The sequence below is a fragment of the Shewanella sp. 10N.286.51.B7 genome (assembly GCF_002873615.1).
Lineage (GTDB): Bacteria > Pseudomonadota > Gammaproteobacteria > Enterobacterales > Shewanellaceae > Shewanella > Shewanella electrodiphila.
On sequence record NZ_MCUF01000025.1, the window covers coordinates 94,597 to 121,043 of the forward strand.

Here is a 26,447-nt window from a genome sequence, read left to right on the forward strand (position 1 = left end):
GGTTATAACTTCCAGGTTAGCGTGGCACTGTAATTAGCTGGTGCACCATAAAAGCCTTGAGCCCAGTACAAACTAGTAATGTACTTTTCGTCAGTCACATTGTTGGCATTTACTGTCAATTGAATATCATCAGTAAATTGATACTTAGCCATTAAATCAACGATGGCATAGGCTTCTTGCTCGGTAACAATTTCTTGCCCTGCATTGTCAAAACCATCAGCCACGATGCCTTGCTTACGAGAAGTATCATCTTGCCAGCGCATGTTCATACCGATAAAGAAGCCTTCGATATTTTGGAACTCATAGGTCGCTGCCAGCTTTAACAGTTTTTCTGGTGTGTAATCAGCAACAACGTCATCGCCTTTAATGTCAAAGTTGGTGTAACCAATACTGGCTTGAAGCCCTGTATACAATTCACCTGCAAATTCAATTTCGAAACCTTTACTGTTAATGCCGTCAGCACCGATATAGCGGTGTTGATCAGGTGGCAGTAATATTGTTGATTGATCTAATGTGGCTAAGTTGGTTTGCTCAACATCAAAATAGGCCAAACTGGCAATCAGGTTGCCGTCAAATAGCTCACTTTTAATGCCGATTTCTTTGCTTTCACCGGTGACAGGGTCGAGCATCTGATCGTTTATATCTAGCTCTTTTTGTGCAAGGAAGGTTTCGGTGTAACTTGCGTAAGCAATGATTTCAGGTCTAAAGCGATACACCATGCCTAAGTAAGGAATAAACTCGCTTGCATCCGTTTCTTGGTCAACGCTGTAGGCTTCGCCGTTCGCTTCCCAAGTGTTATAACGTCCACCTGCAATAACATGCATGTCTTCGAATAGGTTAAAGCGTCCAGTAAAGTATGCCGCCTGTTGTTTGGTACGTACGTCACTGCCCGTTAGGCCGTCATTGAAGGTTGGTTTAGGTGTATTGCCATCCCAGTCATTTAAGTCGGGCATAGCAGGGAAACCATTACCTGTGGTGTAGTCGTATAACGAGCTATCGTTGTATGTTAGTTCAGCATGGTTAATACCAACCACTAACTGATGGTTACGGCCAAATAGATCAAAATTACCATCTACGTATAGGTCTGCTAAATCAGTAGTTTCATCCAAGTCATATTCACTGCCATAACCCGTTAAACCTAACCCGGTATTTTTGTCAGGGGTGCCATAAACATAGAATAATTCGGTATCTTCATCGGTCACTTTATGTGAGTAAGTTCCGCGTAAACGCCAATCATCATTAAAGTAATGGCTTATCTCAAAAACAGTATTATTCTTTTCTACTTGCCAGTTAGACCAATCAGCAGAGGTGTTGGTCGAACGGTCATAATTGGTTGGGCTACCATCAGTATAATAAAGCGGTAAAGCTCCCCAGTTATTGCCTGTAGCGTCATTGTCTATATAGCTGTGACTTAACGAGATAGTCGTGCTATCGGTAAGCTCAGCCTCGATGAAGGCATACAAGACATTTTTGTCTTGTTCGTAACGATCAAGGTAAGAATCTTGTTTATGTTTAACAGCGACTGCACGGGCTGAAACCTTATCAGTAATCGCCACAGAACCGTCAAGTTCGAGACGGGCATTGTTATCACTGCCATAGGTGCCAGAGATAAGGAGTTGGTCTTCAACAGTTGGGCGCTTGCGAATAAAGTTAACTGTAGCTGAAGGATTACCTACCCCAGTCATTAAGCCATTTGCACCACGGATAACTTCAATTCGGTCATAAATAGCGGTATCTTCGTCGGCGTGATTGTTACCTGAGGTTAATGGTAGACCGATGCCGTCAATTTGAAAGTTTGTCACATCAAAACCGCGAGCAGTATAATATGTGCGGTCTGTTTCGATACGTTCTACGTTAATGCCCGTGGCGGTATCTAGTACTGAGTTGATGTCAGTTAACTGAAAGTCTTTCATTTGAGCTTCAGTAATCACAGATACTGATTGAGGAATATCGGTAATTGCTAGATCCAATCTAGATGCACCGCTTGCAGAGTGAGCGTTGTAACCTTGAATGTAACGTCCTGTCACTTCAATTACTTCTAAGTCATCATTAACAGCGGTGTCTTCTTTTGGTTCTTGATCCGCTGCAGAGGCGTATTGTATGACACTAAAAGCGCATAATAGAGATAAGTAAATCGGGCTAAGTTTCATATTTTTATCATCTTAACTGCTGTGTAAGCACAATGCTTACTGATTGAAAGTGTTGTTTTTGGATGTATTTTTTTCGAGACAGATGATATAGAAAAGTTAACATAAGTTAAATGAAAATCATTATCATTTACAATTGGTCGGTTTTGTAAAGATTTTGAAAATATTTCATTACTATATTGACGTATTATTTTCACTATGGCACTTGAGGGAGATCTGTTGTAGTTGGTGATTGCTATAGTGCAACTGTAGCTAATTTATTCTGATGTCAGAATGGTATTTAGAAAGTCAGTAAGAGAGTTTTATTAATGAAAACAGTAAGTGCACAGATGTTGAAAAAGCGTATTGATAGCATCGATATAATGCGTGGCATCGTCATGTTGATTATGTTGCTTGATCATGTGAGAGAGCGTTTTTTCTTCCATGAGCAAGTCACCGATCCCATGACACTTGATAGCACCAGTACAGGATTGTTTATCAGTCGTTTTGCCGCCCACTTTTGTGCGCCAACGTTTGTGTTTTTAACCGGGGTCTCCGCCTGGTTATATAGTCATCCGCAATTTGGCCCAGAGCGTTCTGCGAGATCTTTTTTAATCAAGCGTGGCCTATTTATCATTGCACTAGAATGCACCGTGATTACGTTTCAGTGGATGGGAAATTACGACATGATTTGGCTACAAGTCATGTGGGCGATTGGTATCAGTATGCTTGCGCTGGCGTTACTTATAGGCTTACCAAGATTTTGGCTTGGGGTCATTGGTTTGGTGATTGTGTTTGGACACAATGCTCTGACACCAATTAGCTTTGCGCCAGGTGAGTGGGGTTATACCATTTGGGCAATATTGCATGATCGCGGTAATATTTTTACCAGTGATTTTGTCGGTATTCGAGCCAGTTATCCAGTGCTGCCTTGGATTGGGGTTATCTTGTTAGGCTATGTTATTGCGCCAATTTACGCTGCGAGTTTTGATGATGTTAAACGCCATAAGATTTTAATTGGTTTAGGTCTGGTTAGTTTTGCGTTATTTGCGATTTTACGTGGTTTTAATATCTATGGAGAGACTTTAGATTGGCAGCAAGGTGATAGTGTAATTATGACCTTAAAGTCGATATTTAATCTGACTAAGTATCCTCCATCTCTTGGTTTTTTATTGGTTACCATTGGCGGCACACTTTTGTGCTTAAGCATGCTTGAAAAGGTCAAACCTCAATACGGTAAGGTGTTATCCACATTTGGATCTGCACCGATGTTCTTCTATATTGTGCACCTGTATTTGTTACTGTTTATGTACCGATTTGCCGTCAATGTTATTGGCCCTAATTATGGCGAATTATATGGCTTTACCCACATCGGTTGGGTGTGGGTTGTAACAATCGTTTTAGCCGTGTTGCTTTACTATCCAACTAAACGTTTTAGTCAGTATAAACATCAGAGTAAACAGGCTTGGATTAAGTATTTATAGGTGCTTAATTACGTTCTTAGTGAAAAGTAAAAAGCACCTATTACTGAGGTAATTAGGTGCTTTTTAATGTTGAAATGGACTACTTTATATATTTAAATCTAACCATTTGTTCTTTGTTTAATTCAATAATTTTATTTTTTTGCTCATCAGTTAAAACACTAGCCCACTGGTTCTTTTGTCCCTTTCGAAAAAAACTATTCGCATTCTCATGTTTCTCTACAAAACCACTACTTTGTTCTTGTGCTTTTAATAAATTAAATGAAGAGGCTTTAATGGCGTTTTTTAATCTTTTAGGGTCTTTTTTAAGGCCTAAAAATGACTCTACTTTTCTAAAGGCTTTTTTAGGGTCATCGATTAAGTCCTCATATCGAAGGATAAGCTTTGAATTATCCTCAGCATCAGTCCAACTAGAGACGTGTTTAGACCATGATGAAATTATTTGTGGCACATTGAAGTCTTCGTTTGGAGTGCCTGTCATTTCTTCAGCCATATAAGCTATTGTCTCATCGATGGTGTATCCAAAGTAATGAGACATAGAAACAGTTATATCTAATGGATTGCGAACAACATAAATAGCACCAGAAGTGACTAAAGAATTGTGAAGAGGGAAACCGTTGTATTCGCCTAAAAAGTTGTGAGTTTTAACAAAAGTGGTGCCATTAGCATCACTTGCTATATCAGATTGAACCTGTGGACGTAATTTACTTATTTCTTCTAACGTTAGGTCAGTCGTTTTTGTGCTTGCATCGAGGTAACGTTGATAACGTGTAGAGTATGATTCAGAAGTTGAAAACTGATGAAGTGAATTTAGATCAAAGGAGCTGTCTTGATTATTCAAATAATTCTCTAAAAATGCTCTAACCCATGTATTACCTGATTTTGGATAGGATGCTACCCAAACTATGTTTCCCATTTGATCCCCTCTAATAATTAACCATTCCTGTTATAGGTTAAAAGTAACGATATTGGGTTTAAATGGCAATATACTTTCTTGAACACAATTAAAAACACCTAATAACAAAGCTATTAGGTGTCTTGTAAGCCTTACGGTCATTTAATCTATTAAATCGTAGTTTTCACGCAGGACTTTAATGATATCTTCTTTCGGGTTTTCAGGAAGGTTAATGCTGCTGCCTGTGACCTTTTCTGCAACGCCCGTATAAGTGCGCGACACATTCATCATCGCTTCAAGGGGTAAGTCATTATCACGTGCTAGTGCTTCACGTTCAGGCATTCTGTCTTTATTTAATAAGATGTCGGCATCGTCAAAATGATTGAGTAAGAATTGGCGGAAACCTTCTTTGGAGTTTTCAACAATTTTGCCATCACGGTAGGCTGCGCCATCCCAAATACGTGAAGAGTCAGGAGTACCGACTTCATCCATGTATATCAGCTTTGAGTTACCATCTTTGTCATCGACATAGCCAAATTCAAATTTGGTATCGACAAACATTTGGTCGTGGCCACTTAATGCGTCGGAAATAACCTTAAAACCTTCTTTAAGCAGCTTTTCATATAAGTCGATGTCCGAGGCTTTCTCGAAACCAAATGCTTCAACATTGGCTTCTATATCACTGCGGCTGATATTAACGTCATCTTGCTCTGGAACACCAGGAATACCGGTTAAGATCCCTTTGGTCGAAGGAGTAATGAGTAATTCAGGTAATTTTTGATCTTTCTCAAGGCCTTCTGGCAAAGTGATGCCGCAAAACTCACGTTCACCTTTTGCGTAAGCTCGCCACATTGAACCAGTAATGTATTGACGACAAATGGCTTCGACTTTAATTGGACGTGCTTTTTGAACAATCCAAACAAATGGATGCGGAATATCTAAGATATGGCTATCAGCTAAACCATTTTCTGCAAACAGTTTAAACCAATGATTGGAGATGGCATTTAGCGCCGCGCCTTTTCCAGGAATACCCTGCAAATTGCCTTCACCATGGAAAATGCAATCGAAAGCGGAAATGCGGTCACTGATCACCATGATAGCTAACGGCGTATCAGCTGGGACATTGTAGCCTTTATCGCGGATCAGGCGGCTGCTATCAGCCTCTGTGAGCCAATAAACACTGCGGACTTTACCGCTATGTACCGGTTTATCGGTACGGATAGGCAAATCATTATTAATGGCAAGAACTGAATCAGCAAGACTCATGACCAGTGTTCCTTAGAAGTTAGGTGTAGGGGCTACCCTTGGTGACAAAGGATATAGCAATTTTATGGCGGCTATTTTACCTGTATTAAGTGAGATTTCCATGCTTATCAGGTGGCTAAACTCTTAATCCTGTACAGCGAATACTGAGCCTGATATTTAAACGTTTAATGGGTTTATTAGTCTGCAACAATCAGGCAATATGTTGCCAAATTAAAGCCATTAAAATCGAGGTTTTCAATCTAGTGAGCCATACTCGTATAGGATTCATTTTTGTTTCTGTTGCCGTGATTTTTTGGGGGATATTACCCATAGCCTTAAAGCTATCGGGTGGTTTTATCGATCCTGTTACACTAACTTGGTTTCGATTCTTAGTGGCGTTTGTGGTGACGCTGTTATTGCAGTGGCGGTTTGGGGCATTAAGACAATTTATAGGATTAACTCAAGGCGATTGGCTACGATTGTCGGCTGCGGGTATTTTACTCATGTGTAATTACACATCTTTTGTGTATTCACTGGATAATTTGTCACCAGGAACCGCTCAGCTTAACTTTCAAACGGCACCATTTTATCTGGCATTTGGTGGCGCCTTATTCTTTAAAGAACGCTTAACTGCTGTGCAGCTTAGTTGCTTCGCGACCTTAGCTTTTGGAGTGCTATTATTTTTCCACCCAAGCTTAGATACGTCGGCGAGCAACACCAGTCAGATAGGTTTTGGCGTGCTAATAGTGCAATTTTCAGTCTTATCTTGGACAAGTTATGCGCTGCTACAAAAGTCATTAATTACTAAGCTATCACCCAATAATGTGCTGTTATTCATTTATGGTTTAGGCATTGCGCTCATGGCTCCTTTTAGTCAATTTGAGCATTTCGAGCTGATGAATACTAACGACTGGATTATCGTGTGCTTTTGCGCGGCAAATACCTTAATTGCTTATGGCTGTTTTGGGCAGGCAATGAAGTATTGGCCAACGGCTCAGGTCAGTGCGATGCTCGCATTAACCCCAGTGTTGAGCTTTATTGCCAATGCGATTGTGGTGAAAGTAGGCTGGTGGCCACAAGTGTTTAGCGCAGATATTCTTGATGGCTGGTCATTATTGGGTATCGGATTGATAATTGGTTCAGTGTTTGCGGTACAAATTTGGCCTGTATATCAAAACAAACGTGCGTATAAGCATCAAGAATAAAAGTCGTCAAAGTATGATGAGGTCGTGTTGATCTTTACTGGTGAGTTTTTGTTTGAGATAAAAACGGATTAAGCGCGGCGAATGAATTGCCGCCTAGCATCTAAGCAAAATTCGCTGCCCAAATAACCTTGAAACAGCAACACGCCCTAGAAACGATAGCTAATGCTGACAGCTGCAAAGTTGGCGGTACTGGGTTGATTGTTATATTGCTCAGTGCCTCGAATGGTTGAAAAAACTAGCCCCCAGTCTTTCCAGTTGAGCATAAATCCCATATTGAGCATGGCTTGTTCATGGGTCAGCTCTACAGAATGGCTATCTTTAAACGTGTTGCCATCAATGGTGATGTCATTTAATACATAGCGGCCATAAAAGGTCACAAAGAATTGCCAACTCAATCGGTCAGCACTTTTGACGATATAGCCATTATTACTTCTTGAGGCTGCTGGCGCGATATAGGCATAGCTCTGATTAAGAATATTACCAATACGGAAAGTTAAACCTGCACCCGCATGGCTCATCAAATTACCTATAGAAGCATCACCATGTAGGACACTATCAAATTCCACATTCTCTGAAATTGGTGTATATGCCCACTGATAGAGTCGCTGTGCTTGAATACGAAAAACGGCTTCATTACTGAGTTGGTTATCCCAACCTAAGGGCTCTTTAGCATCGATAATTTTATGCACTTGTTTCTGAGTTTGCTCTGCTAAAGAGGCTGGACCCACGACACCTAAAGTGATGCTTAAATTGTCGCCAATGCCATCAGCATAACTACGTAAGTTCGATTGCCAAAGCAGGGTGCCAGCGTAGGGCCTGTCGGCTTCGATTAAGGTATCGACTTGTAAATCATCAGGCGTATACATCCGCTGAGAGACGCTGTAGCTAACCTGATACTGCCTATTGCTACCCTGATTTAAATAGCTCCAACCATAAAGCGTTTCTAGCCACCCTGGTAAGTCTATATCGTCATAATCATTTACGACCGCTTTTCCCCAGCTCCAATCAAGACCATTACTGTAACCGTTGTCACTGGTATCAATTAAACCAAAGGCATCATTCTCAAACGTAAATTGGACCCAATCGTTATTAGATTCATTCGCTAAAGTAGACTGGCTAATTAGCGATAAAAAGCAGAGGAAGTAAAACGTGAGTTTGCTTGCGGTTGTTAGCATAGAAGAGTGAACTGTATCAATAAGTATCAACGAGTACAGAGTATAGCAATAGGCATAAAAAAATGGAGCCTAGGCTCCATTTTTATACGCTTTCAGTTCAACAGATTGTTGATACTGTGATCAATTACTCGCTATCACGTGGCTTACGTGGACGATCGCCGCGTGGACGGTCACCGCGTGGACGATCATTACGGTCACCACGAGGACGATCACCACGAGGGCGGTCATTACGTGGACGACGTGGACGGTCGCTTTGCTCAGGGAAAGGCGTATCACCCGCTTCGCGGATGTTAAGTGGCTTGCCACATACACGTACTTTACGTAAGTGAGTCAGCACATCTTTTGGCATACCGTCTGGTAAGTCAATTGAAGTGACTTGGTCAAATAATTGAATCTGACCAATGAATTGGCTGTCGATGTTAGCTTCGTTAGCGATAGCGCCAACAATGTTACCTACACCAACACCATTGTCGCGACCTACTTCGATTACGTAACGACACATCTTAACGTCAGGCTTATCTTTTAAGCCTTCTGCGCTACCAAAGCTTGTAGGCAATGGACGGCCACCGCGTGAATCACGACGAGGACGCTCACGACCATTGTCACGATCTCTGCCACTGTCACGAGAATCACGTTGACGCTCTTGAATAGCTGGAAGCTGTAAAGGACGCTCAGATTGAACTTGTTGTAATAATGCAGCAGCAAGTAAATCAGTGTCGATTTCTAGTTGTTGACATAATTCTGCAACAGCGTTCTTCATGAAATCTAAGTCGCCATTAATGGTTTCTTGGATTTGCTCGCCTAAACGAGATAAACGACGCTCAGCAACAGTTTCAGGGCTAGGTACTTTCATTGGCGAAATACGGCTTGAAGTCGCACGCTCAATGGTACGTAACATGCGCATTTCGCGATTTGTTACGAAAAGAATTGCCATACCTGTACGACCAGCACGACCTGTACGGCCAATACGGTGAACATAAGCTTCTGAATCATATGGGATATCGTAGTTTACTACGTGGCCAATACGCTCAACGTCAAGACCACGAGCCGCAACGTCAGTAGCAATAAGGATATCTAACTTGCCACGTTTAAGCTGTTCAACAGCACGCTCACGGGCTTGTTGGTTCATGTCACCGTGTAATGGTGATGAAGCATAGCCACGAGCTTCTAGTTTCTCAGCTAATTCAACACAGCTGTTACGAGTACGAACGAAGATGATAATACCTTCAGTATTTTCAACTTCTAATACACGTACTAACGCTTCAAGTTTGTTATGTTGAGATACTTGAACAAAACGTTGATCAATAGACTCAACGGTAGAGTTAGTCGTAGAGATACTGATGTGAACAGGATCTGATAAATGCTTGTTAGCAACGCGCTTGATTTGCTCTGGCATAGTCGCAGAGAAAAGAGCAAGTTGGCTGTCAGCAGGCTTATGTTCTAATACCCATTCGATATCGTCAATAAAGCCCATTTTTAACATTTCATCAGCTTCATCAAGCACTAATGCTTTTAATGAATCTAATTTTAATGTGCCACGACGCATGTGGTCCATTACACGACCAGGCGTACCAACAACTACTTGTGGGCCACGACGTAGCGCACTTAATTGTTGATGCATGCTTTGACCACCATAAATAGGTAGTACATGGAAGCCTTTCATGTGTTTAGCGTAGCTACCAAATGCTTCTGCAACCTGAACTGCAAGTTCACGAGTTGGCGCAAGCACTAGGATTTGAGGAGCATTCAGCTTTTGGTCAACACTGTTAAGTAAAGGCAGTGCGAAAGCACCTGTTTTACCAGTACCAGTTTGAGCTTGACCTAAAATATCTTTACCTGCCATTAGCGGGTCGATACTTGCTGATTGAATTGGAGTTGGTTTTTCGTAACCTAGATCGTCAAGGGCACGAAGCAAATTCTCGGATAAACCAAGTTCGCGGAAAGTTCTTTCATCGGATGACATTGAGTTGTAGCCTTGTGGGTATGCACGAAATTTGTATCATTCGCGCTAAAGTTTCACAGACAGAAAATCAACCCCGTGTCGATTTCCCGCGTCAAAGGGGCGATATTATAGCAAGCTTTCACCCGTTTGACTATATATTTTCAATAAGTTTTTAAAATTGGCCTGATTATTGAAAAGCAATTTGCTGCTTATTCACTGAGACTAATTCAAATGCCGTTTCAGTGACCGCTGCTAAAAAACCAATATTAATCGTATCAATGGTATCGTTAATCGTATGGTATTGTTTATGAGTCGGTACCCCTAAATACAGCCAAGGTATGCCCATTTTGTGAAACGGATAATGATCCGAAGCACGCAGCCAATCAATCTTCACCATGCTGCCGTTTTTCATTCTTGAACGGCTCTGCCGAATACATAATTGATTATAGTCTTGGAGTTGAGTTTTAAGCTGACTAAATTCAGATAAATTTTTCTCACCTTCTATATAAATTGCATGAGGTCTAGAAGGATTGCCGATCATATCGAGATTTAACGACATTTCCAGTTGCATATCAGGTGTTGAAGTTAATTGCTCAACTAGTGCATAAGAACCATATAAACCAGGTTCTTCAGCATCGGTGGCGACAATCATTAGATTGATATTGTCATTCTCTTGCTGTTGCCATTGCTCTGCGATTGCTAGCATCGCGGCGACACCTGAGGCGTTGTCATCAGCGCCAGCAAACACCTTATTTCCTTTTTTACCTAAGTGATCATAATGCGCGGTAATCACGCGCCAGCGTTGGGAGTTGTTGCTGGCTTTTATGGTCGCAATTAAGTTGATGCCTTGTTTATCTGAAAAATTAGACCGGTAGTTAAAAGGCACCTCAAATTCATCTTGCCATGGTGTGAGGTTTAGCTCAGTAAAGCGCTGTTGAATGTACTCGCGACTGAGCTCGGCGCCATATGTCCCGGTTTTTCTTCCTTCAAATTTAGGGCTACTTAATACGCGAATATCTTCAAGCAGCTGGCTTTGGTTGCTCCAGTGATTAACGGGTGAATTGCCACAGTTTTGCGACGCACAGCCAGATAAGAATAAACACAACAACAGAACCGATAAAGCGTGAGCATTAAATGAAGAGATTGCAGACGAGAACGTTTGATTAACTAACTGAGAATGTAGAGCTTGTCCATGGCGAACAAGCTCATTATTTTTGCCAACGCTTGGGCTTAAAGGCTTTAAGCTTTGTGCGTTTAAACTTAATGCCTTTAAATTTAATGCCTTTAAGCTTAGCCTCTTTAAAATTAGTGCCTTTAAAATTAGCGCCTTTAACTGAAATTCCATTTCATATCCATTGGTTAGTCTTCCATAAGGTTTAACCTTAACTACACTATCTTTTAATCGGATTCTTTATTACTAGGTTAGGCAACAGGTTTTTTAGTGACCTTTTTAGCCGCTGCCTTGTTAGTAATTGCCTTTTTAGCAGGTGCCTTGTTAGCTTTAGCAGATGTTAACGCAGGCATCTTCTCTAACAATGGCTTCAAGAAGTGCGCCGTGTGCGACTCAGTATTTTGAGCAACATCTTCAGGCGTACCACTCACTAGGATCATGCCGCCGCCAGAACCACCTTCAGGGCCTAAATCGACAATCCAGTCTGCGGTTTTAATCACATCTAAGTTGTGTTCAATCACCACAATAGTATTACCTTTTGCCTTTAATCTATGTAATACATCAAGCAATAATTGGATATCGGCAAAGTGTAAACCTGTAGTGGGTTCATCGAGAATATATAAGGTTTTGCCTGTATCTCGCTTAGACAATTCTTTAGATAATTTCACTCGCTGAGCTTCACCACCCGATAATGTCGTCGCGCTTTGGCCTAAGCAAATATAAGATAAACCAACATCAACAAGCGTTTGCAGCTTACGAGCGATTGCAGGGATTGGATCGAAGAAGACGCGGGCTTCTTCAATGGTCATTTGCAACACTTCATGAATGTTTTTCCCTTTGTATTTGACATCTAAGGTTTCGCGGTTATAGCGTTTGCCTTTACATGAATCACAGGGAACATACACATCTGGTAAAAAGTGCATTTCGACTTTAATTAAGCCATCACCCTGACAAGCTTCACAGCGACCGCCTTTAACGTTAAACGAGAAACGACCTGGCAAGTAACCACGGCTTCGAGATTCTTGTGTGGCAGCAAATAGCTCACGGATTGGCGTAAATATGCCTGTATAAGTGGCAGGGTTTGAACGTGGAGTACGGCCAATTGGGCTTTGATCAATATCGACAACCTTGTCGCATTGCTCCATACCTTTAATGCTTTTATGGGCTGCGGGTTCATCGACTGTCGCGCCATTTAGCATACGGTGAGCGATTTTATAAAAAGTATCATTAATCAGTGTAGATTTACCTGAACCAGAAACACCAGTGACGCAGGTGAATAAACCAATCGGAATGGTTAAGTCGACATTTTTGAGGTTGTTACCTGTAGCGCCAAATAACTCAATAACCTTTTTCGGATCCATTGGTGTGCGCTGTTCACCGACGTGGATTTGTTTTTTACCGGAAATGTATTGACCAGTAATCGACTCTTCACACTCAATAATATCTTTCAAGCCACCAGAGCAAATAACTTCTCCGCCGTGTACGCCAGCACCTGGGCCAATATCAATCACATGATCAGCCATGCGAATCGCATCTTCATCGTGCTCGACCACGATAACCGTGTTACCTAAATCACGTAGGTGGATAAGGGTTTGGAGTAAACGCTCGTTATCGCGCTGATGTAGGCCAATTGACGGCTCATCAAGGACGTACATTACACCAACAAGGCCGGCACCAATTTGACTGGCTAAACGGATACGTTGGGCTTCACCACCAGATAAGGTATCTGCCGAGCGATCTAAACTAAGATAATTAAGCCCGACATTGACTAAGAATCCGAGTCTATCACCCACTTCTTTAAGAATTTTTTCTGCAATTTGCGCTTTTTGACCAGTGAAATGGATGTCTTTGAAGTAACCCAATGCTTCGCCAATGGACCATTCGGTTAATTGCGGTAAGGTTAAATCGCCAATGAACACATTACGGGCTTCTTCACGCAGGCGTGAACCGCCACAGCTTTTACACGATTGAGTATTAATGAATTTAGATAGCTCATCGCGCACTGAATTGCTTTCAGTTTCACGATAGCGGCGATCCATATTATTCAATATGCCTTCGAAGGGATGATTACGAATAACCACATCACCACGGTCGTTAATGTATTTAAAGGCAATGCTCTGTTTGCCTGAGCCATGCAGAACAATTTTTTGGACTTTGTCTGTAAGCTGCTGAAACGGCGTTTCGACATCAAACTTATAATGTTCAGCCAATGAGCTGAGCATTTGGAAATAATAGAAATTACGCTTGTCCCAGCCACGAATAGCGCCGCCAGCTAGCGATAACTCGCCATTAGTGATCACGCGGTCAGCATCAAAGTACTGTTGTACACCTAATCCATCACAAGTTTGACAGGCACCGGCAGGATTGTTGAACGAGAAAATACGTGGCTCAAGTTCAGCCATAGAGTAGCCACAATGGGGACAAGCAAAATTAGCAGAGAATACAATCTCTTCAGCTTCGCCTGCCATGTCAGCAACAACAGCAATACCGCCAGACATTTCTAGTGTGGTTTCGAATGACTCAGCTAAACGTTGTTTAAGATCATCACGCACTTTGAATCTGTCGACGACCACTTCGATGGTGTGTTTGACATGTAAATCTAGGGTTGGCGGATCGGACAAGTCACATACATCACCATCAATACGTGCACGGACATAGCCTTGTGCGGCTAGGCTTTCTAGTAACTTTACGTGTTCACCTTTACGGGCTTTAACCACTGGGGCTAATAACATCTGCCGACTACCTTCTGGTAGCTCGAGCACCTTATCCACCATCTGGCTGACGGTTTGTGCCGCTAATGGTTGGCCGTGAGTCGGGCATCGAGGTTCACCAACGCGGGCAAACAGTAAACGCAGATAATCATAAATTTCAGTGATGGTGCCCACGGTTGAACGTGGGTTATGTGAAGTGGATTTTTGCTCAATTGAAATCGCAGGGCTTAAGCCTTCAATATGGTCGACATCTGGCTTTTCCATCAAACTTAAAAATTGACGTGCATAAGCAGATAGTGATTCAACATATCGACGTTGTCCTTCAGCATATAAAGTGTCGAAGGCTAATGATGATTTGCCTGAACCTGACAATCCCGTAATGACAATCAGTTTGTCCCGTGGAATTTTAAGGTCAAAGTTTTTTAAGTTGTGGGTTCGTGCACCACGAATTTCAATGGTATCCATTCTTCACTCTGATGTTGTACTCGCTCACCGATAAAGCTGAATATCTTGGCAAACAAGTTAAGGCATTTGATTTGTGATTAGATTTTACTCTGTATTTATACAGTATTTCATACAGTATTGTACAGTGCTAAATTGTTAGTTCATTTGGTTGTTTTGTTAGCTAAAGTCGAATATTAATGAACTGCGATGTAAGACACATTATAACCTGTTTGTTTAACTTCATTAGCAAATACGATAAACAGTTGTACCTTGGTTCATTATTCCTTTTGAGCTAAATTAGGACGCTGTGATAATATGCGCAACTCAAAATTTTTTACAGATACAAAATTAAGGGCAACTGAATGGCCAAAAATGGACTCTCCGGCATTGAGAAAAAGGTCGCATTTTCGTTAGCTAGTGTATTCGGCTTACGCATGATGGGCTTGTTTATGATCATGCCCGTGTTTGCGCTTTACGGCCAACACTTGGAAGGATTCTCGCCATTATGGGTTGGTATAGCCATTGGTGCTTACGGATTAACACAAGCCTGTTTACAGATCCCAATGGGTATGTTGTCTGATAAATATGGCCGTAAACCGATTATTCTGGGCGGCTTAGTCATTTTTGCTATCGGCAGTATTGTCGCCGCCATGTCTGATCATATTTACGGTGTGGTGTTTGGGCGTGCATTACAAGGAATGGGCGCCATTGCCGCTGCTGTTTTAGCTTTGGCTGCTGACTTAACTCGTGATGAGCAGCGCACTAAAGTGATGGCGATTATCGGAATGTGTATTGGTTTTTCATTTGCGCTGTCGTTATTAGCCGGGCCAATTGTCGCGCAATATGCAGGTCTTGAAGGCTTGTTCTTTTTAACCGCGATTTTAGCTGTATTGGGCATGGTTATTGTACAAGTGTTGGTGCCGAACCCTGTATCACAAGCGCCTAAGGGCGATACTGTCGCGACGCCAACCAAACTAAAACGCATGTTGATGGATCCACAATTGTTCCGTCTTGATGCGGGTATCTTTATTCTGCATTTAGTCTTAACTGCGGTGTTTGTAGCTTTACCACTAGACTTGGTTGACGCTGGTTTAGTGAAAGAAAAACATTGGATGTTGTATTTTCCTGCATTCATCGGCGCTTTCTTTTTAATGGTGCCGTTAATTATCATCGGCGTTAAGCGTAATAACACCAAAACCATGTTCCAAATATCATTGATGATTATGATGGTATCACTGGCAGCAATGGGCATTTATGCCGATAACTTGTGGGTATTAAGTGGCGCAGTCGTGCTGTTTTTCACCGGCTTTAATTATTTGGAAGCCTCGTTACCTAGCCTTATTGCTAAGTTTTGCCCTATGGGGGATAAAGGTTCTGCCATGGGCGTTTATTCTACCAGTCAGTTCCTCGGTGCATTTTGCGGTGGTATGTTAGGCGGTGGTGCTTATCAACTTGTTGGCGCTTCAGGGGTGTTTTTTGTCGCATTAGCATTGATGTTTGTTTGGTTATTATTGACCATTGGTATGGAAAAACCTGTGCTTCTTAAAAGCTATACGCTTGAAGCTGAAGCGAAAGATAGAAATCATGCGCAAGATATGGCAACTCAGTTGTCACAACTATCTGGGGTTGCCGAAGCCATTGTGGTGATTGAAGAGAAAGCAGCTTATTTAAAAGTAGATGATCAATTCGATTTAAGAGAAGCGCGAGCTGTGTTAGGCTCTGTCAGCTAAGAATTAAATTCGTGTTTTTGTGACTCAACTGATGCTTCAGTGAGCATAAAAATGACATAATTGATTCAACAAAATTTGAACGTAATTAAATTTAGAACATGGTAAATCGCAGGAGATTTCAATGGCCAGTCGTGGTGTGAATAAAGTAATTTTGGTCGGTAACCTAGGAAAGGACCCAGAGGTTCGTTACATGCCAAATGGTAACGCCGTCGCTAACTTTACTGTGGCAACGAGTGAGTCTTGGAAAGACCAACAAGGTCAACAGCAAGAACGTACAGAATGGCATAACATTGTTATGTACCGTCGTTTAGCTGAAGTAGCTGGTGAATACCTGAAAAAAGGTTCTAAAGTTTATTTAGAAGGTAAACTGCAAACTAGCAAGTGGCAGGATCAGACTACTGGTCAAGATCGCTACAAGACAGAAATTAACGCGATGGAAATGCAAATGCTGGATAGCCGTGGTCAAGGCGGTCAGCAAGGTGGCATGAACCAAGGTCAAGGTGGCTACGGTAATGCTCCTCAGCAAAGTGCACCTCAATCGCAAGGTGGTTACGGCCAGCAACAAGCGCAAGGTGGCTTCCAACAGCCAGCTCAGCAACAGCCAGCTCAGCAACAAGCTGCTCAAAAGCCTGCTTATACGCCTAAGCCACAAGCGCCAGCGCAACAACAAAGTGGTTTCCAGCAGCAGTCTGCTCCAGCACAGCGCCCAGCGCCAGCACAACAGCAGCAAGGTGGATTCCAACAACCTGCGCAACAGCAAGGTGGCTTCCAGCAGCAATCTGCGCCAGCCCAGCGCCCAGCGCCAACGCCACAACCACAAAATACTACGCCTGATTTAGGTGGAGATTGGGATGACGATATCCCGTTCTAATTCACGCTAAATCTAGCAATCAGTTATTTTGCTCAGCTAATTAATCCCTGTATTGCAGGGATTTTTTATTTATACTGCTTTTGTTTGGTACTACTCAGGTTTAGATAGCTATGAAAAGAGTGCTTTTTCTTCGTTACGATAAAATTGGTGACTTTACGTTAAGTTGGCCCGCATTAAGCTTGCTGAAAAAAGCCATGCCAGAGGCCAGCATTGAAGTCCTTGTCTCACCAGTAACCAAAGCTTTTGCATTAGCTTGTCCCTACGTAGATCATGTGATTATCGATGATGGTGATGATCAAGGGATCAGCGAGCGCATTAAAGAACGAGAATACGATGGTGCGATAGTGTCGTTGTCTGAATTTCGTGGTTATAAATTTTTAAAGCCAGCGAACATTCCATTTGTGTTAGCACCAAAACATAATTGGTATCAGTACCTTTATAAGCATCGCGCGGATCACCAATACAAAAAAGGTGAAGGTTGCTGGCGTGGTGCATGTATGTTGGTGGAGTCTTTTTTAGCGCAAAACGGTTACGATATTCCCGAAGTGACTAGACCTTTATGGAATGTGCAGCAACAAAAACCGAAATGGCAGCAATATTATCATCAGCAAAGTGATGAGAAGTTAATTTTTGCTCACCCAGGCACAGGCGGCTCCTCAGGTGGTGTACCTGTAGACAGCTTTGCTCGCATGCTGATTGATATTGATAAACAGACTAAACTGAATTGTCGTTTTGTTTTAACCTATAGCGGTGAAGAGGAACGTCTTGCACAGCAGATGCATGATTTACTCGTAGCGAGTAATATTAAAGTCGTAATGGCCAAGCCATTATCCAGTTTGGCTGAATTTGCCGAGTCTTTGGTTGCAGCGGATATGTTTATTGCAGGCTCTACTGGACCATTGCACCTTGCAGGGCTGCATAATGTCCCTACAGTTGGGTTTTATGCTGGTAGACGCTCTGCCCCAGAAGTACGTTGGCAGTCACTCTCGGCTGATGCACGTCGCTTAGCATTCACACCGCCAATCGGTAAGAAAACCGGCCGAAATATGGCGTTAGTTAATTTTGATATAGCGGCGGCAGAGACTGCGCAGTTTTTAAATACATTTTATGCAGACGATATTAGCGAGTAAGCTCTCCTAAATTGGCTGCAAATGAGTTAAACACAATAACGGAATTATTCTTATGATAGTTGTAACAGGTGCTGCAGGTTTTATTGGTAGTAATTTAGTTAAGTCATTAAACGAATTAGGTCGTACAGATATTATCGCAGTAGATGATTTATCTGACGGCACACAGATGTTTAACTTAGCAGATTGCGAAATTGCTGACTATTTAGATAAAGATGCCTTTTTAGCCAGCATTAAAGCCGGCGAATTTGACGGTAAATTAGAAGTTATTTTCCATCAAGGAGCTTGTTCATCGACCACTGAGTGGGATGGCAAGTTTATGATGCAAAACAACTATGAATACTCAAAAGTATTACTGCATTATAGCCAAGCAAATGATGTGCAATTTATTTATGCATCATCAGCGTCTGTTTATGGTGGCAGTGAAAAATTTGTTGAGCAGCGTGAAGTTGAAAAGCCGCTAAATGTTTATGCTTACTCTAAGTTCTTGTTTGATCAATATGTCAGACAGCAAGACACCAATGCACAGGTTGCAGGCCTACGTTACTTTAACGTTTATGGTCCTAGAGAGCAGCATAAAGGCGGCATGGCGAGTGTTGCCTTCCACTTTAATAACCAAATCAAAGCGAATGGTGTCTGTCGCTTATTTGCCGGTGTTGATGGCTATGCAGATGGTCAGCAGTTACGTGATTTTGTGTTTGTTGAAGACGTGGTTAAAGTGAACTTATGGTTATGGCAAAACAAGTCAGTATCAGGGATCTTTAATTGTGGAACAGGCCAAGCCCAAAGCTTTAATGACGTTGCTAATGCTGTGGTTAACTATCATGGTAAAGGTGAAATTGAATATATTCCTTTCCCCGATAAATTGAAGGGTGCATACCAAAGTTATACCCAAGCTGATTTAACTCAGCTGCGCTCTGTAGGGTGCGATCATGTATTTAAAACGGTTGAGCAAGCGGTGCCTGAATATTTGGATTGGCTGAAAGACCAACACTTTATTGGTCAGTAATATTTGACTGAATATTAAGGCTGGTTCTTAATAAAAAATAAAGCCTTGAAGTCATTGCTTCAAGGCTTTTTTATGGCCAGTGTGAATGTAATAGTTAGCGCTAATCGCTAATCGCTAATCGCTCATCACTCATCACTCATCATTAAGCATTAAGCGCTTGTGACCATGCCTTTTAATACGATGTCATCGTAAGTGACAAAACCAATGATATTGGCATGCTCCACTACGGGTGCTTTATTAATTTGAAATTGATCAAATAGCCTAGCGGTGTAACGAATATCCATTTCAGCATCCACTGACATTACTGGTTTTATCATAATTTCATAAACGTTAACTCGCTCAGGAGACTTATTAGTTGCGAGCACTTTTCTGGCAATATCACTTAAAAGTAACATGCCATATTCATCATGCTCATGACGTTTATTCACCACTAAAATCGATACCTTTTTCTCCACGGCGATAGCAATGGCTTCACTGATAGTCAGCATGCCGTCAATCATGGCATATTGATTCATTAATACATCACGGTTTTTAATCGGGGTCGACGGCTTCATATCTGATCCTTAATATCATTAGTGAGTTTCTCGACTTGGTGCGCCACACCGACGGCGTCTTCAACATCAATTTGAATCGCGATACCTTGGCCTGGGTTGGTATTAAAACCGCCGACTTCACAGATTGTTTCTAAAATATGGCGACTCATATGCTCTTCAACTAACCACAAAATGACATCGCGCTGAACATCTAATCCCAAGCCCATGAAGGTTTTCTTTTTCTTAAGCCCTTCACCTCTAGCGTGGTTAATAACGGTAGCGCCAGTCGCGCCAGCTTCTCTTGCGGCATCAAGTATATTGTCAGTTGTGATGTCGTCGACAAACGCGATAATGAGCTTAAATCGCATGAATTACTCCTTAACGGATCGATTAGTTTCTATATCTGCTATAGAAGCTTGATTGGTTGTTGTTTGTTCTTCTACTGTGACGGTTTCAGTGGCATCGTCAGCCAATTTATCTCTGCGCTTATCGAGCCAAGCGACGATTTGTGCATAGCTCATGACAGCAATAATGGGAAATAAACTGGCAAAAGCGATGAGGCCAAAGCCATCAATTAATGGATTTCTGCCTTCTACATTGGAGGCTAACCCTAAGCCTAACGCAGCAACTAACGGGACAGTGACCGTTGATGTGGTCACACCGCCAGAATCATAGGCAAGAGGAATAATGGACTTAGGTGCAAAGAAAGTTTGGATCACCACCACCACATAACCCGCCATAATGTAGTAATGAATAGGATCGCCAACCACAATGCGAAAACAGCCGAGCGAAATACCAAATGCAACCCCAATAGCGACCGAAATGCGCAAACCTTGGGTGCTTATAGTGCCGCCGGAGACTTCATTGGCCTTAATCGCGACGGCAATTAAAGAGGGTTCAGCGATTGTGGTACTAAAACCTATAGCCGCAGCAAATACATAAACCCAAAAGTAGTCCTGCCACAAGTAAGGCCCAGCTGAACCGTCAGGGTGCAAGATACTTGGCGATGTGAGCTGATTAGCGAGGTTCTCGCCAATAGGAAACAGCGCTAACTCTAGGCCGACCAGGAAAAAACTCAAACCTAGGATGACATACACAAATCCCAGAACCACGGTTTTCCAATTGGCTATCGGTCGTTTAAGTACGCCCAATTGAAAACCAAATAAAATGGTCGCAATAGGGACAACATCACGCATGGTGAGCAATAAAGTGTCGAATAACTGACTAAGCCAGATCATTGCTCCCCCCCATTGAGATACTTGTAGAATGAGTGAAAAAACCCTTATGATTCATATGTTTTTCAGCCATATTCATAGCACCATGCCGTACAGCAATACGAAAATTACCGGTGTAAGACTGGCAAAGGCTATTAACCCAAAACCATCTAACATCGGATTACGACCTTTAATCACTGTGGCTAACCCAACACCTAACGCTGTGACTAATGGCACTGTAATGGTCGAGGTGGTTACTCCGCCAGAGTCATAAGCAATACCAATGATACTTTCTGGGGCGAAACTGGTGAGGATCATCACGATGACATAACCGCCAATGATCAAATAATGAATCGGCCAGCCTTTTACGATACGGATAACCCCGAGCAATATGGCCAGACCAACCGAGACAGCAACAGTTAGGCGCAGTCCCATGGCATAACTGTCCATAGCTTGTTCTGTGAAGGCTATGGCACCGCCTTCTGCAGCGACTTCTGCAGCTTCAGCGGCCACCGCCGTTAACGCGGGTTCAGCTAATGTGGTACCAAACCCCAAAGCAAATGAAAAAATAACCAACCAGAATGTACTGCCTTTGCGGGCAAGGGCATGGGCTAATGACTCACCAATAGGGAATAAGCCCATTTCTAAGCCGAAAACAAAAAAGGTTAAACCTAAGACGATAAAGACAACGCCGACGAGGATGGAAAAGAGGTTAGCAGGTGCTTGTTGAAGGATAAAAATCTCAAAAAAACTCACCACCAAAATGATGGGGACTAAATCTCGAAAACTGCCGAGCATAGATTGTAATAACTTTACTAATCCGCCCATTCCACCTCCTGTGAATATTAATACTTATATGACAATTGCTTAGCTTAAGTTTTTCTGTCGAAGTTAAACGGTCATCGCAGCAATTATTTACTTATTACACTATCCAGTGTGCCAACCTGATACAGTAAAACAACAAAAGATTAACAAAAGTTACGGTGTTTTTGAGCTAGATCAAATTGTGAAAATAAATGTGCGCTAGGCAAGAGTGAAGAAGGGAGAGGAGATAAATAAATCAAAAAAAAGACCCGAAGGTCTTTTTTAAAATACACAATGTTAAGTCAAAAATGAGTCCCACTCTGAAGCAATGGCTTACATGACTACTTATCGAGTGACAGGTGCTGCCAAGCATCACCAGCACTTAGCCTTAATGACTTCACTTGTTTTTCTCGTTCTACATTAATGTAGTTAAGTTGACTTGGCCAAAGCTCCTGTAAGCTTTCCATCTTGATGTAAAAACTACTCATCGTTTGATGGTTTATCTGAGTTTCTTGGTACACCCATAAATACTTACCTTCGACTTCAGTACCAACCAAATTTAGCTTGATAGTTTGCTGCTTATCATCGGCAATATGAAACTTGTCCTGCACATAATAAGCAAAAGCATCACGACTAACAGGCTCTTTGATTAAATCAGTATTACTATCAAATAGGCGCTTTGCCGCGTGCTCAGCATCGTGTAAATAAAACCGATGCTGCACTTCTAAATTACCTGTGCGTTCATTAAACAGCACATTGCTATAACTTTCTTTTTGCTGATGCGCCCAAGTGTTAGTGCTGAAGCTAAAAACGGCAATGAATAACAAGCTGATTGCGATAATTGCTCGTGACATTATTTTTTATACTCCTTGGCTTCAGGTTCTTTTATCTCGGTATTGATCTCATGCATGATGTCGCGTCGATGCTTACCTTTACGTTTCTCGCTTTTATAAGCTTCAATTCGCGACGGAATAATACGACGTGGATAATGGTTATTTTCAATATCTACATCAGCGGTTTCCCAGCTTGGATCGATTTCAACTGACACCAATTGCTGTGATTTTTCAGTGACAATCAGCTTGCTCACTGCATGAGGAGAGCGTCGCCAAATCTCTGCAGGCAATGTCAGCTTTTCAGTACTGCCATCATCATAGGTCATCTCAAGTAATATTGGCATCACCAGGCCGCCAAGATTTGAGAAGTTCATGACGTAATAGTTTTTATCTTCTTCTAGTGCTCTAGCGAGTGCTTTACGTTCCCAGGGCTTTAACTTCGCAAGTGTTGACTGGTACTTATTTCGCTCTTTATTGGTCACCGTAAAACGATCGTTTTTATCATGAAAATCGGCTAAGTCGCCATTTAAATCAACCCAAGGTTTCATCCCTGCTTGTTGATTATTTGCAACAAATAAAGATGTTGGTTTATCGGCATTTTCTTGGCGTAAACGGTCAAAATCAATATCAGGATCTTGGGTATCTAAACGCAATTGGTAAACTTTATCTATGCTGATATCAACATGATCTGTGGTGTAAAACCAGCCACGGAAAAACCAATCTAAATCAACACCTGATGCTTCTTCCATCGTACGGAAAAAGTCATAAGGGGTTGGACGTTTATTTTCCCAGCGGCGAGAGTATTCTTGGAAGGCGAAGTCAAAAAGCTCACGACCTAACACCACTTCACGTAAAATATTAAGCGCTGCAGCAGGCTTAGTATAGGCATTCGGACCGTACTTTAAGATGCTATCAGATTGGGTCATGATAGGCACTTGCACATTAGACTTCATGTATTCGATGATGTCGCTTGGCTCACGTCCCCAGGCTAAATCAGGATCCCACTCTTTACTGGCTACGCCATCTAAAAAGCTGTTTAAACCTTCATCCATCCAAGCCCATTGACGTTCATCTGAGTTCACAATCATTGGGAAGTAGTTATGACCCACTTCATGGATCACTACGCCAATGAGGAATTGTTTTTCAGATAAGGTATAGCTTCGAGTGCCGTCTTCATGCCAAATGGTGCGGGGACCATTAAAGCTAATCATCGGGTATTCCATGCCGCCAACTGGGCCATTGACGCTAATGGCCGTTGGGTAAGGATAATCAAACGTAAAACGCGAGTAGACTTCCATGGTATGGATGACAGACTCAGTTGAGTATTTTTCCCATAACTCACCGCCTTCTTTAGGGTAAAACGACATCGCCATGACTTCAGGCATAGTGTCGCCACCTTGTTGATAGCCTTTGGCATCCCAAATGAATTTACGCGAAGATGCCCAGGCAAAGTCACGCACGTTTTCAGCTTTAAAATGCCAGGTTTTTTGGCCTGATTGGGTGCTTGATTCGTTCTTTAAGGCTTCATCGGCAGAGACAATAAATACTGGTCTCTTAGCATCTTTGGCATCTTCTAAACGGTTTCGCTGAGTTTTAGTCAGCACCTTTTTAGGATTTTGTAATACGCCAGTCGCAGTGACGATATGGTCAGTTGGCACTGTCATCTTGACGTCGTAATTACCAAATTCTAGGGTAAATTCACCACGGCCTAAAAATTCTTTATTATGCCAAGCTTCGTAATCTGAATAAGACGATACTCGCGGGAACCATTGAGCCAGCAAGAAAATATCATTACCGCCTTCGCGTTTATCATCAGGGAAGTGTTCATAACCTGAACGAGCGCCTACGGCGTCTTCTTCTAAGATATTAAAGGCAAAATCAATGTTCACTTTAGTGGTTTGATTTGGTTTCAGTGGCTTAGTTAAATCGACTCGCATTTGCGCGCCATTAATCACATATTTTAGCGCTTTGCCTTTAGCATCTGTGATGTTAGATAACTGGTAACCCAGCTCTACATCGTCCATAAACTGCTGACGGCGTAAAGTCGATAAATTAATTTTAGCTGGCGCTTTGTCTTGCGCTTTAGCTGAAGCACTGGCGTTATTACCTAGGCCTGAAAAACTACTACTGCGTTCGGCAACTGAGTCAGAACTGAAGCGGTTTTGCTCGAGCTGGATCCATAAGTACTTGAGGGTATAAGGTGAGTTGTTGTGATAAGTAATGGTTTCGCTGCCCACAATACGGCGTTGAGTTTCATCCAGTTTCACATTTATTTTGTAATCAACCTGCTGCTGCCAGTAATCTTTACCTGGCTCGCCAGCGGCGTTACGGTAGTCATTTGGGGTAGGGTGACTTTCTTCTAATTGGCGAAACTTATCTTCAAAGTCGCCTTTGGTTTGTTCTATCGGCGAGGCATTTACCCAAGGTAAATACAATAGGCCTAATACTAGCGCGATAGCCTTAGGGTAAGATTTCATGCTGGCTCCGAAGTGGTCACTTGATACATATCATCAGTGCCACATGCTTATAATTTTAATAACGCGACAGGAAAAATAGCAGTGTACGATGGGGTTTATCGTGACATTTATCTTCAATGAAAGACTATTAATACATGGGTAATGTTGGGGCTTTGTAAAGCCAATGCGTGATTGTACACTCAGCCATAACAAATGTGTTAAAAGTACACATTTTGTAACTTATTTGGATGAGTCCTGCTAAATAGGTTGTTAATATCAGTGAAAGCTAAATAAAAAATGATAGTGATAAGATATCAATTTTTTACTAATGCTATATAAACATGAGCTTAGATAGCCTGTTTTATTATGGGGTGATTAGGAGACTGATATGGCGCGAGTGGCTTTATTTGTCATAAAGCCAAATGGGAAGTTAAAAGGTTGAATCGTCACTCATTTCAATGTTGTACTTGTCTAGAATCTGCTGGAACTCGCCTGTTTGCTTCAATTTTTTCAGCCCGTCAGCAAACATTTTAGCTGCTTTTGTATTACCTTGATTAAAGCCAACATAAAGCGGAATAGGTTCACCAAAGCTTCCTGCATAACGAATTTGATCATCAAGGTTTATTTTTTTTGCGGTTTGTTCAATCACAATCTTATTACCAATCATGACATGGAAGCGACCTTTGATGAGTCGTTTGAGATTCATGGTTAACGGCTGGTTACCTGAGGCAATATAAAAACGATTCGAATTTGCGATTTTGGCATTAAGTCGTTCGCCATAATCATAGCCGCGTATTATGCCTACCTGTACAGTATCTAAATCTTCAATTTGATTAAACTGCCACGCAAAGCTATTCGTCGTGTAAAAATCTTTACTGGCATAGCCAATAATCAGGTCATCAGTCAGTAAATCAAATTGAGCGACATGATCAGGTGTCACAGCTAGAATTGCATCAACATTAGCTTGCTGGACTTCTTTTAAGGCGCGATTAAATGGCACTGCGATAAAGTGTACTGGTTGATCCATTTCAGCAAAGGCGCGTTGAGTCAGTTCAGTAACATAGCCTGTTTGAGCTTCGCAGACATAAGGGCACCAGATATCAGAGGCGATTAACAGAGGTTTGGCAGATAGCGAAGTTGAAAAAGAGCTACTGGCAAATAGCATAAGGCCTATGCAGTATTTGAGTATCTTGGCTAAATCTGTTTTTAGAGTCATTTTCACAATGATATCAATTCCGGTTGGTTTGACCGTTAGTAGCTAATAAATTGAACATCTTGAGTGTTTATTTCATATTTAGAGTATGACTCTAATCATGACATTAAGCGCTCAAGCCTGATTGATTCAATAGGTTAGCTATTTTGTTTTAACGCTAAACGCGTTAAATATAAGCTTAGATATAGTATCTTAAAACGACAGGGTTCCTGATGTTATTTATTCATTATTGCCTGTAAATGCGGCTAACTGTTTTTAAATA

20 protein-coding genes are annotated in these 26,447 nt (G+C 41.9%); 6 read left to right on the plus strand and 14 right to left on the minus strand.

Going from position 1 to position 26,447, the window contains the following annotated elements; all coding sequences use genetic code 11:
- Window positions 1-2: 2 nt before the first annotated feature.
- Window positions 3-2,150, minus strand: coding sequence for a TonB-dependent siderophore receptor (locus tag BCU84_RS07525; RefSeq protein ID WP_102527469.1), 2,148 nt, complete (start codon window positions 2,148-2,150; stop codon window positions 3-5).
- Window positions 2,151-2,455: 305 nt separating this feature from the next.
- Between BCU84_RS07525 and BCU84_RS07530 the strand changes: the two genes are divergently transcribed.
- Window positions 2,456-3,610, plus strand: coding sequence for a heparan-alpha-glucosaminide N-acetyltransferase domain-containing protein (locus BCU84_RS07530; RefSeq protein ID WP_102527470.1), 1,155 nt, complete (start codon window positions 2,456-2,458; stop codon window positions 3,608-3,610).
- A gap of 79 nt (window positions 3,611-3,689) precedes the next feature.
- On the opposite strand, the gene BCU84_RS07535 is transcribed toward BCU84_RS07530, so the two are convergent.
- Window positions 3,690-4,523: a sulfotransferase domain-containing protein gene (locus tag BCU84_RS07535; protein WP_102527471.1), complete on the minus strand. Its 834-nt coding sequence runs from the start codon at window positions 4,521-4,523 to the stop codon at window positions 3,690-3,692.
- A gap of 141 nt (window positions 4,524-4,664) precedes the next feature.
- The gene (locus BCU84_RS07540; RefSeq protein WP_102527472.1) at window positions 4,665-5,768 is read right to left on the minus strand and encodes a phosphoribosylaminoimidazolesuccinocarboxamide synthase; all 1,104 of its coding nucleotides are present in this window, start codon (window positions 5,766-5,768) and stop codon (window positions 4,665-4,667) included.
- Window positions 5,769-6,010: 242 nt separating this feature from the next.
- On the opposite strand from BCU84_RS07540, the gene BCU84_RS07545 reads away from it, so the two are divergent.
- Window positions 6,011-6,952, plus strand: a complete 942-nt coding sequence (locus BCU84_RS07545; RefSeq protein ID WP_241906384.1) for a DMT family transporter — start codon at window positions 6,011-6,013, stop codon at window positions 6,950-6,952.
- Between the two features lie 146 nt (window positions 6,953-7,098).
- Here BCU84_RS07545 and BCU84_RS07550 read toward each other — a convergent pair whose 3' ends face one another.
- The 4 genes from BCU84_RS07550 to uvrA form a co-directional block, all read right to left on the minus strand.
- Window positions 7,099-8,127, minus strand: coding sequence for a lipid A deacylase LpxR family protein (locus BCU84_RS07550; protein WP_102527474.1), 1,029 nt, complete (start codon window positions 8,125-8,127; stop codon window positions 7,099-7,101).
- Between the two features lie 124 nt (window positions 8,128-8,251).
- On the minus strand, window positions 8,252-10,090 hold the full coding sequence (locus BCU84_RS07555) for a DEAD/DEAH box helicase (protein ID WP_102527475.1): 1,839 nt from the start codon (window positions 10,088-10,090) through the stop codon (window positions 8,252-8,254).
- Between the two features lie 166 nt (window positions 10,091-10,256).
- Window positions 10,257-11,414, minus strand: a complete 1,158-nt coding sequence (locus BCU84_RS07560) for a M20/M25/M40 family metallo-hydrolase (protein WP_102527476.1) — start codon at window positions 11,412-11,414, stop codon at window positions 10,257-10,259.
- Window positions 11,415-11,491: 77 nt separating this feature from the next.
- Complete coding sequence (uvrA, locus tag BCU84_RS07565) at window positions 11,492-14,416, minus strand: excinuclease ABC subunit UvrA (protein WP_102527477.1); 2,925 nt, start codon at window positions 14,414-14,416, stop codon at window positions 11,492-11,494.
- A 341-nt stretch (window positions 14,417-14,757) separates the two neighbouring features.
- On the opposite strand from uvrA, the gene BCU84_RS07570 reads away from it, so the two are divergent.
- From BCU84_RS07570 to rfaD, 4 genes are all read left to right on the plus strand, one after another.
- Entirely contained in the window at window positions 14,758-16,125 is a 1,368-nt protein-coding gene (locus tag BCU84_RS07570; protein WP_102527478.1) for an MFS transporter, read from the plus strand.
- Between the two features lie 121 nt (window positions 16,126-16,246).
- A complete protein-coding gene (locus BCU84_RS07575; RefSeq protein WP_102527479.1) occupies window positions 16,247-16,996 on the plus strand; it encodes a single-stranded DNA-binding protein in 750 nt (249 codons plus the stop codon).
- A gap of 110 nt (window positions 16,997-17,106) precedes the next feature.
- Window positions 17,107-18,126: a glycosyltransferase family 9 protein gene (locus tag BCU84_RS07580; protein ID WP_102527480.1), complete on the plus strand. Its 1,020-nt coding sequence runs from the start codon at window positions 17,107-17,109 to the stop codon at window positions 18,124-18,126.
- Between the two features lie 52 nt (window positions 18,127-18,178).
- Complete coding sequence (rfaD, locus tag BCU84_RS07585) at window positions 18,179-19,132, plus strand: ADP-glyceromanno-heptose 6-epimerase (RefSeq protein WP_102527481.1); 954 nt, start codon at window positions 18,179-18,181, stop codon at window positions 19,130-19,132.
- Window positions 19,133-19,281: 149 nt separating this feature from the next.
- Here the strand turns inward: rfaD and BCU84_RS07590 are convergent, their stop codons facing one another.
- The 7 genes from BCU84_RS07590 to BCU84_RS07620 all read right to left on the minus strand — a co-directional run bounded on the left by BCU84_RS07590 (window position 19,282) and on the right by BCU84_RS07620 (window position 26,188).
- Window positions 19,282-19,686, minus strand: coding sequence for a CBS domain-containing protein (locus BCU84_RS07590; RefSeq protein WP_102527482.1), 405 nt, complete (start codon window positions 19,684-19,686; stop codon window positions 19,282-19,284).
- Window positions 19,683-20,033: a P-II family nitrogen regulator gene (locus tag BCU84_RS07595; protein WP_102527483.1), complete on the minus strand. Its 351-nt coding sequence runs from the start codon at window positions 20,031-20,033 to the stop codon at window positions 19,683-19,685. The genes BCU84_RS07590 and BCU84_RS07595 overlap by 4 nt, the downstream gene beginning before the upstream one ends.
- A 3-nt stretch (window positions 20,034-20,036) precedes the next feature.
- Window positions 20,037-20,903: a DUF1538 domain-containing protein gene (locus BCU84_RS07600; protein ID WP_102527484.1), complete on the minus strand. Its 867-nt coding sequence runs from the start codon at window positions 20,901-20,903 to the stop codon at window positions 20,037-20,039.
- 72 nt (window positions 20,904-20,975) lie between these two features.
- Window positions 20,976-21,707: a DUF1538 domain-containing protein gene (locus BCU84_RS07605; RefSeq protein ID WP_198589547.1), complete on the minus strand. Its 732-nt coding sequence runs from the start codon at window positions 21,705-21,707 to the stop codon at window positions 20,976-20,978.
- A 317-nt stretch (window positions 21,708-22,024) separates the two neighbouring features.
- Window positions 22,025-22,537, minus strand: a complete 513-nt coding sequence (locus BCU84_RS07610; protein ID WP_102527485.1) for a DUF6702 family protein — start codon at window positions 22,535-22,537, stop codon at window positions 22,025-22,027.
- Window positions 22,537-24,993: a M1 family metallopeptidase gene (locus BCU84_RS07615; RefSeq protein WP_102527486.1), complete on the minus strand. Its 2,457-nt coding sequence runs from the start codon at window positions 24,991-24,993 to the stop codon at window positions 22,537-22,539. Before BCU84_RS07615 ends, BCU84_RS07610 begins: the two co-directional genes overlap by 1 nt.
- A 409-nt stretch (window positions 24,994-25,402) precedes the next feature.
- Window positions 25,403-26,188 carry a transporter substrate-binding domain-containing protein gene (locus BCU84_RS07620; RefSeq protein ID WP_241906387.1) on the minus strand — a complete coding sequence of 262 codons (786 nt, stop codon included), beginning with the start codon at window positions 26,186-26,188 and terminating at the stop codon, window positions 25,403-25,405.
- Window positions 26,189-26,447: the final 259 nt, after the last annotated feature.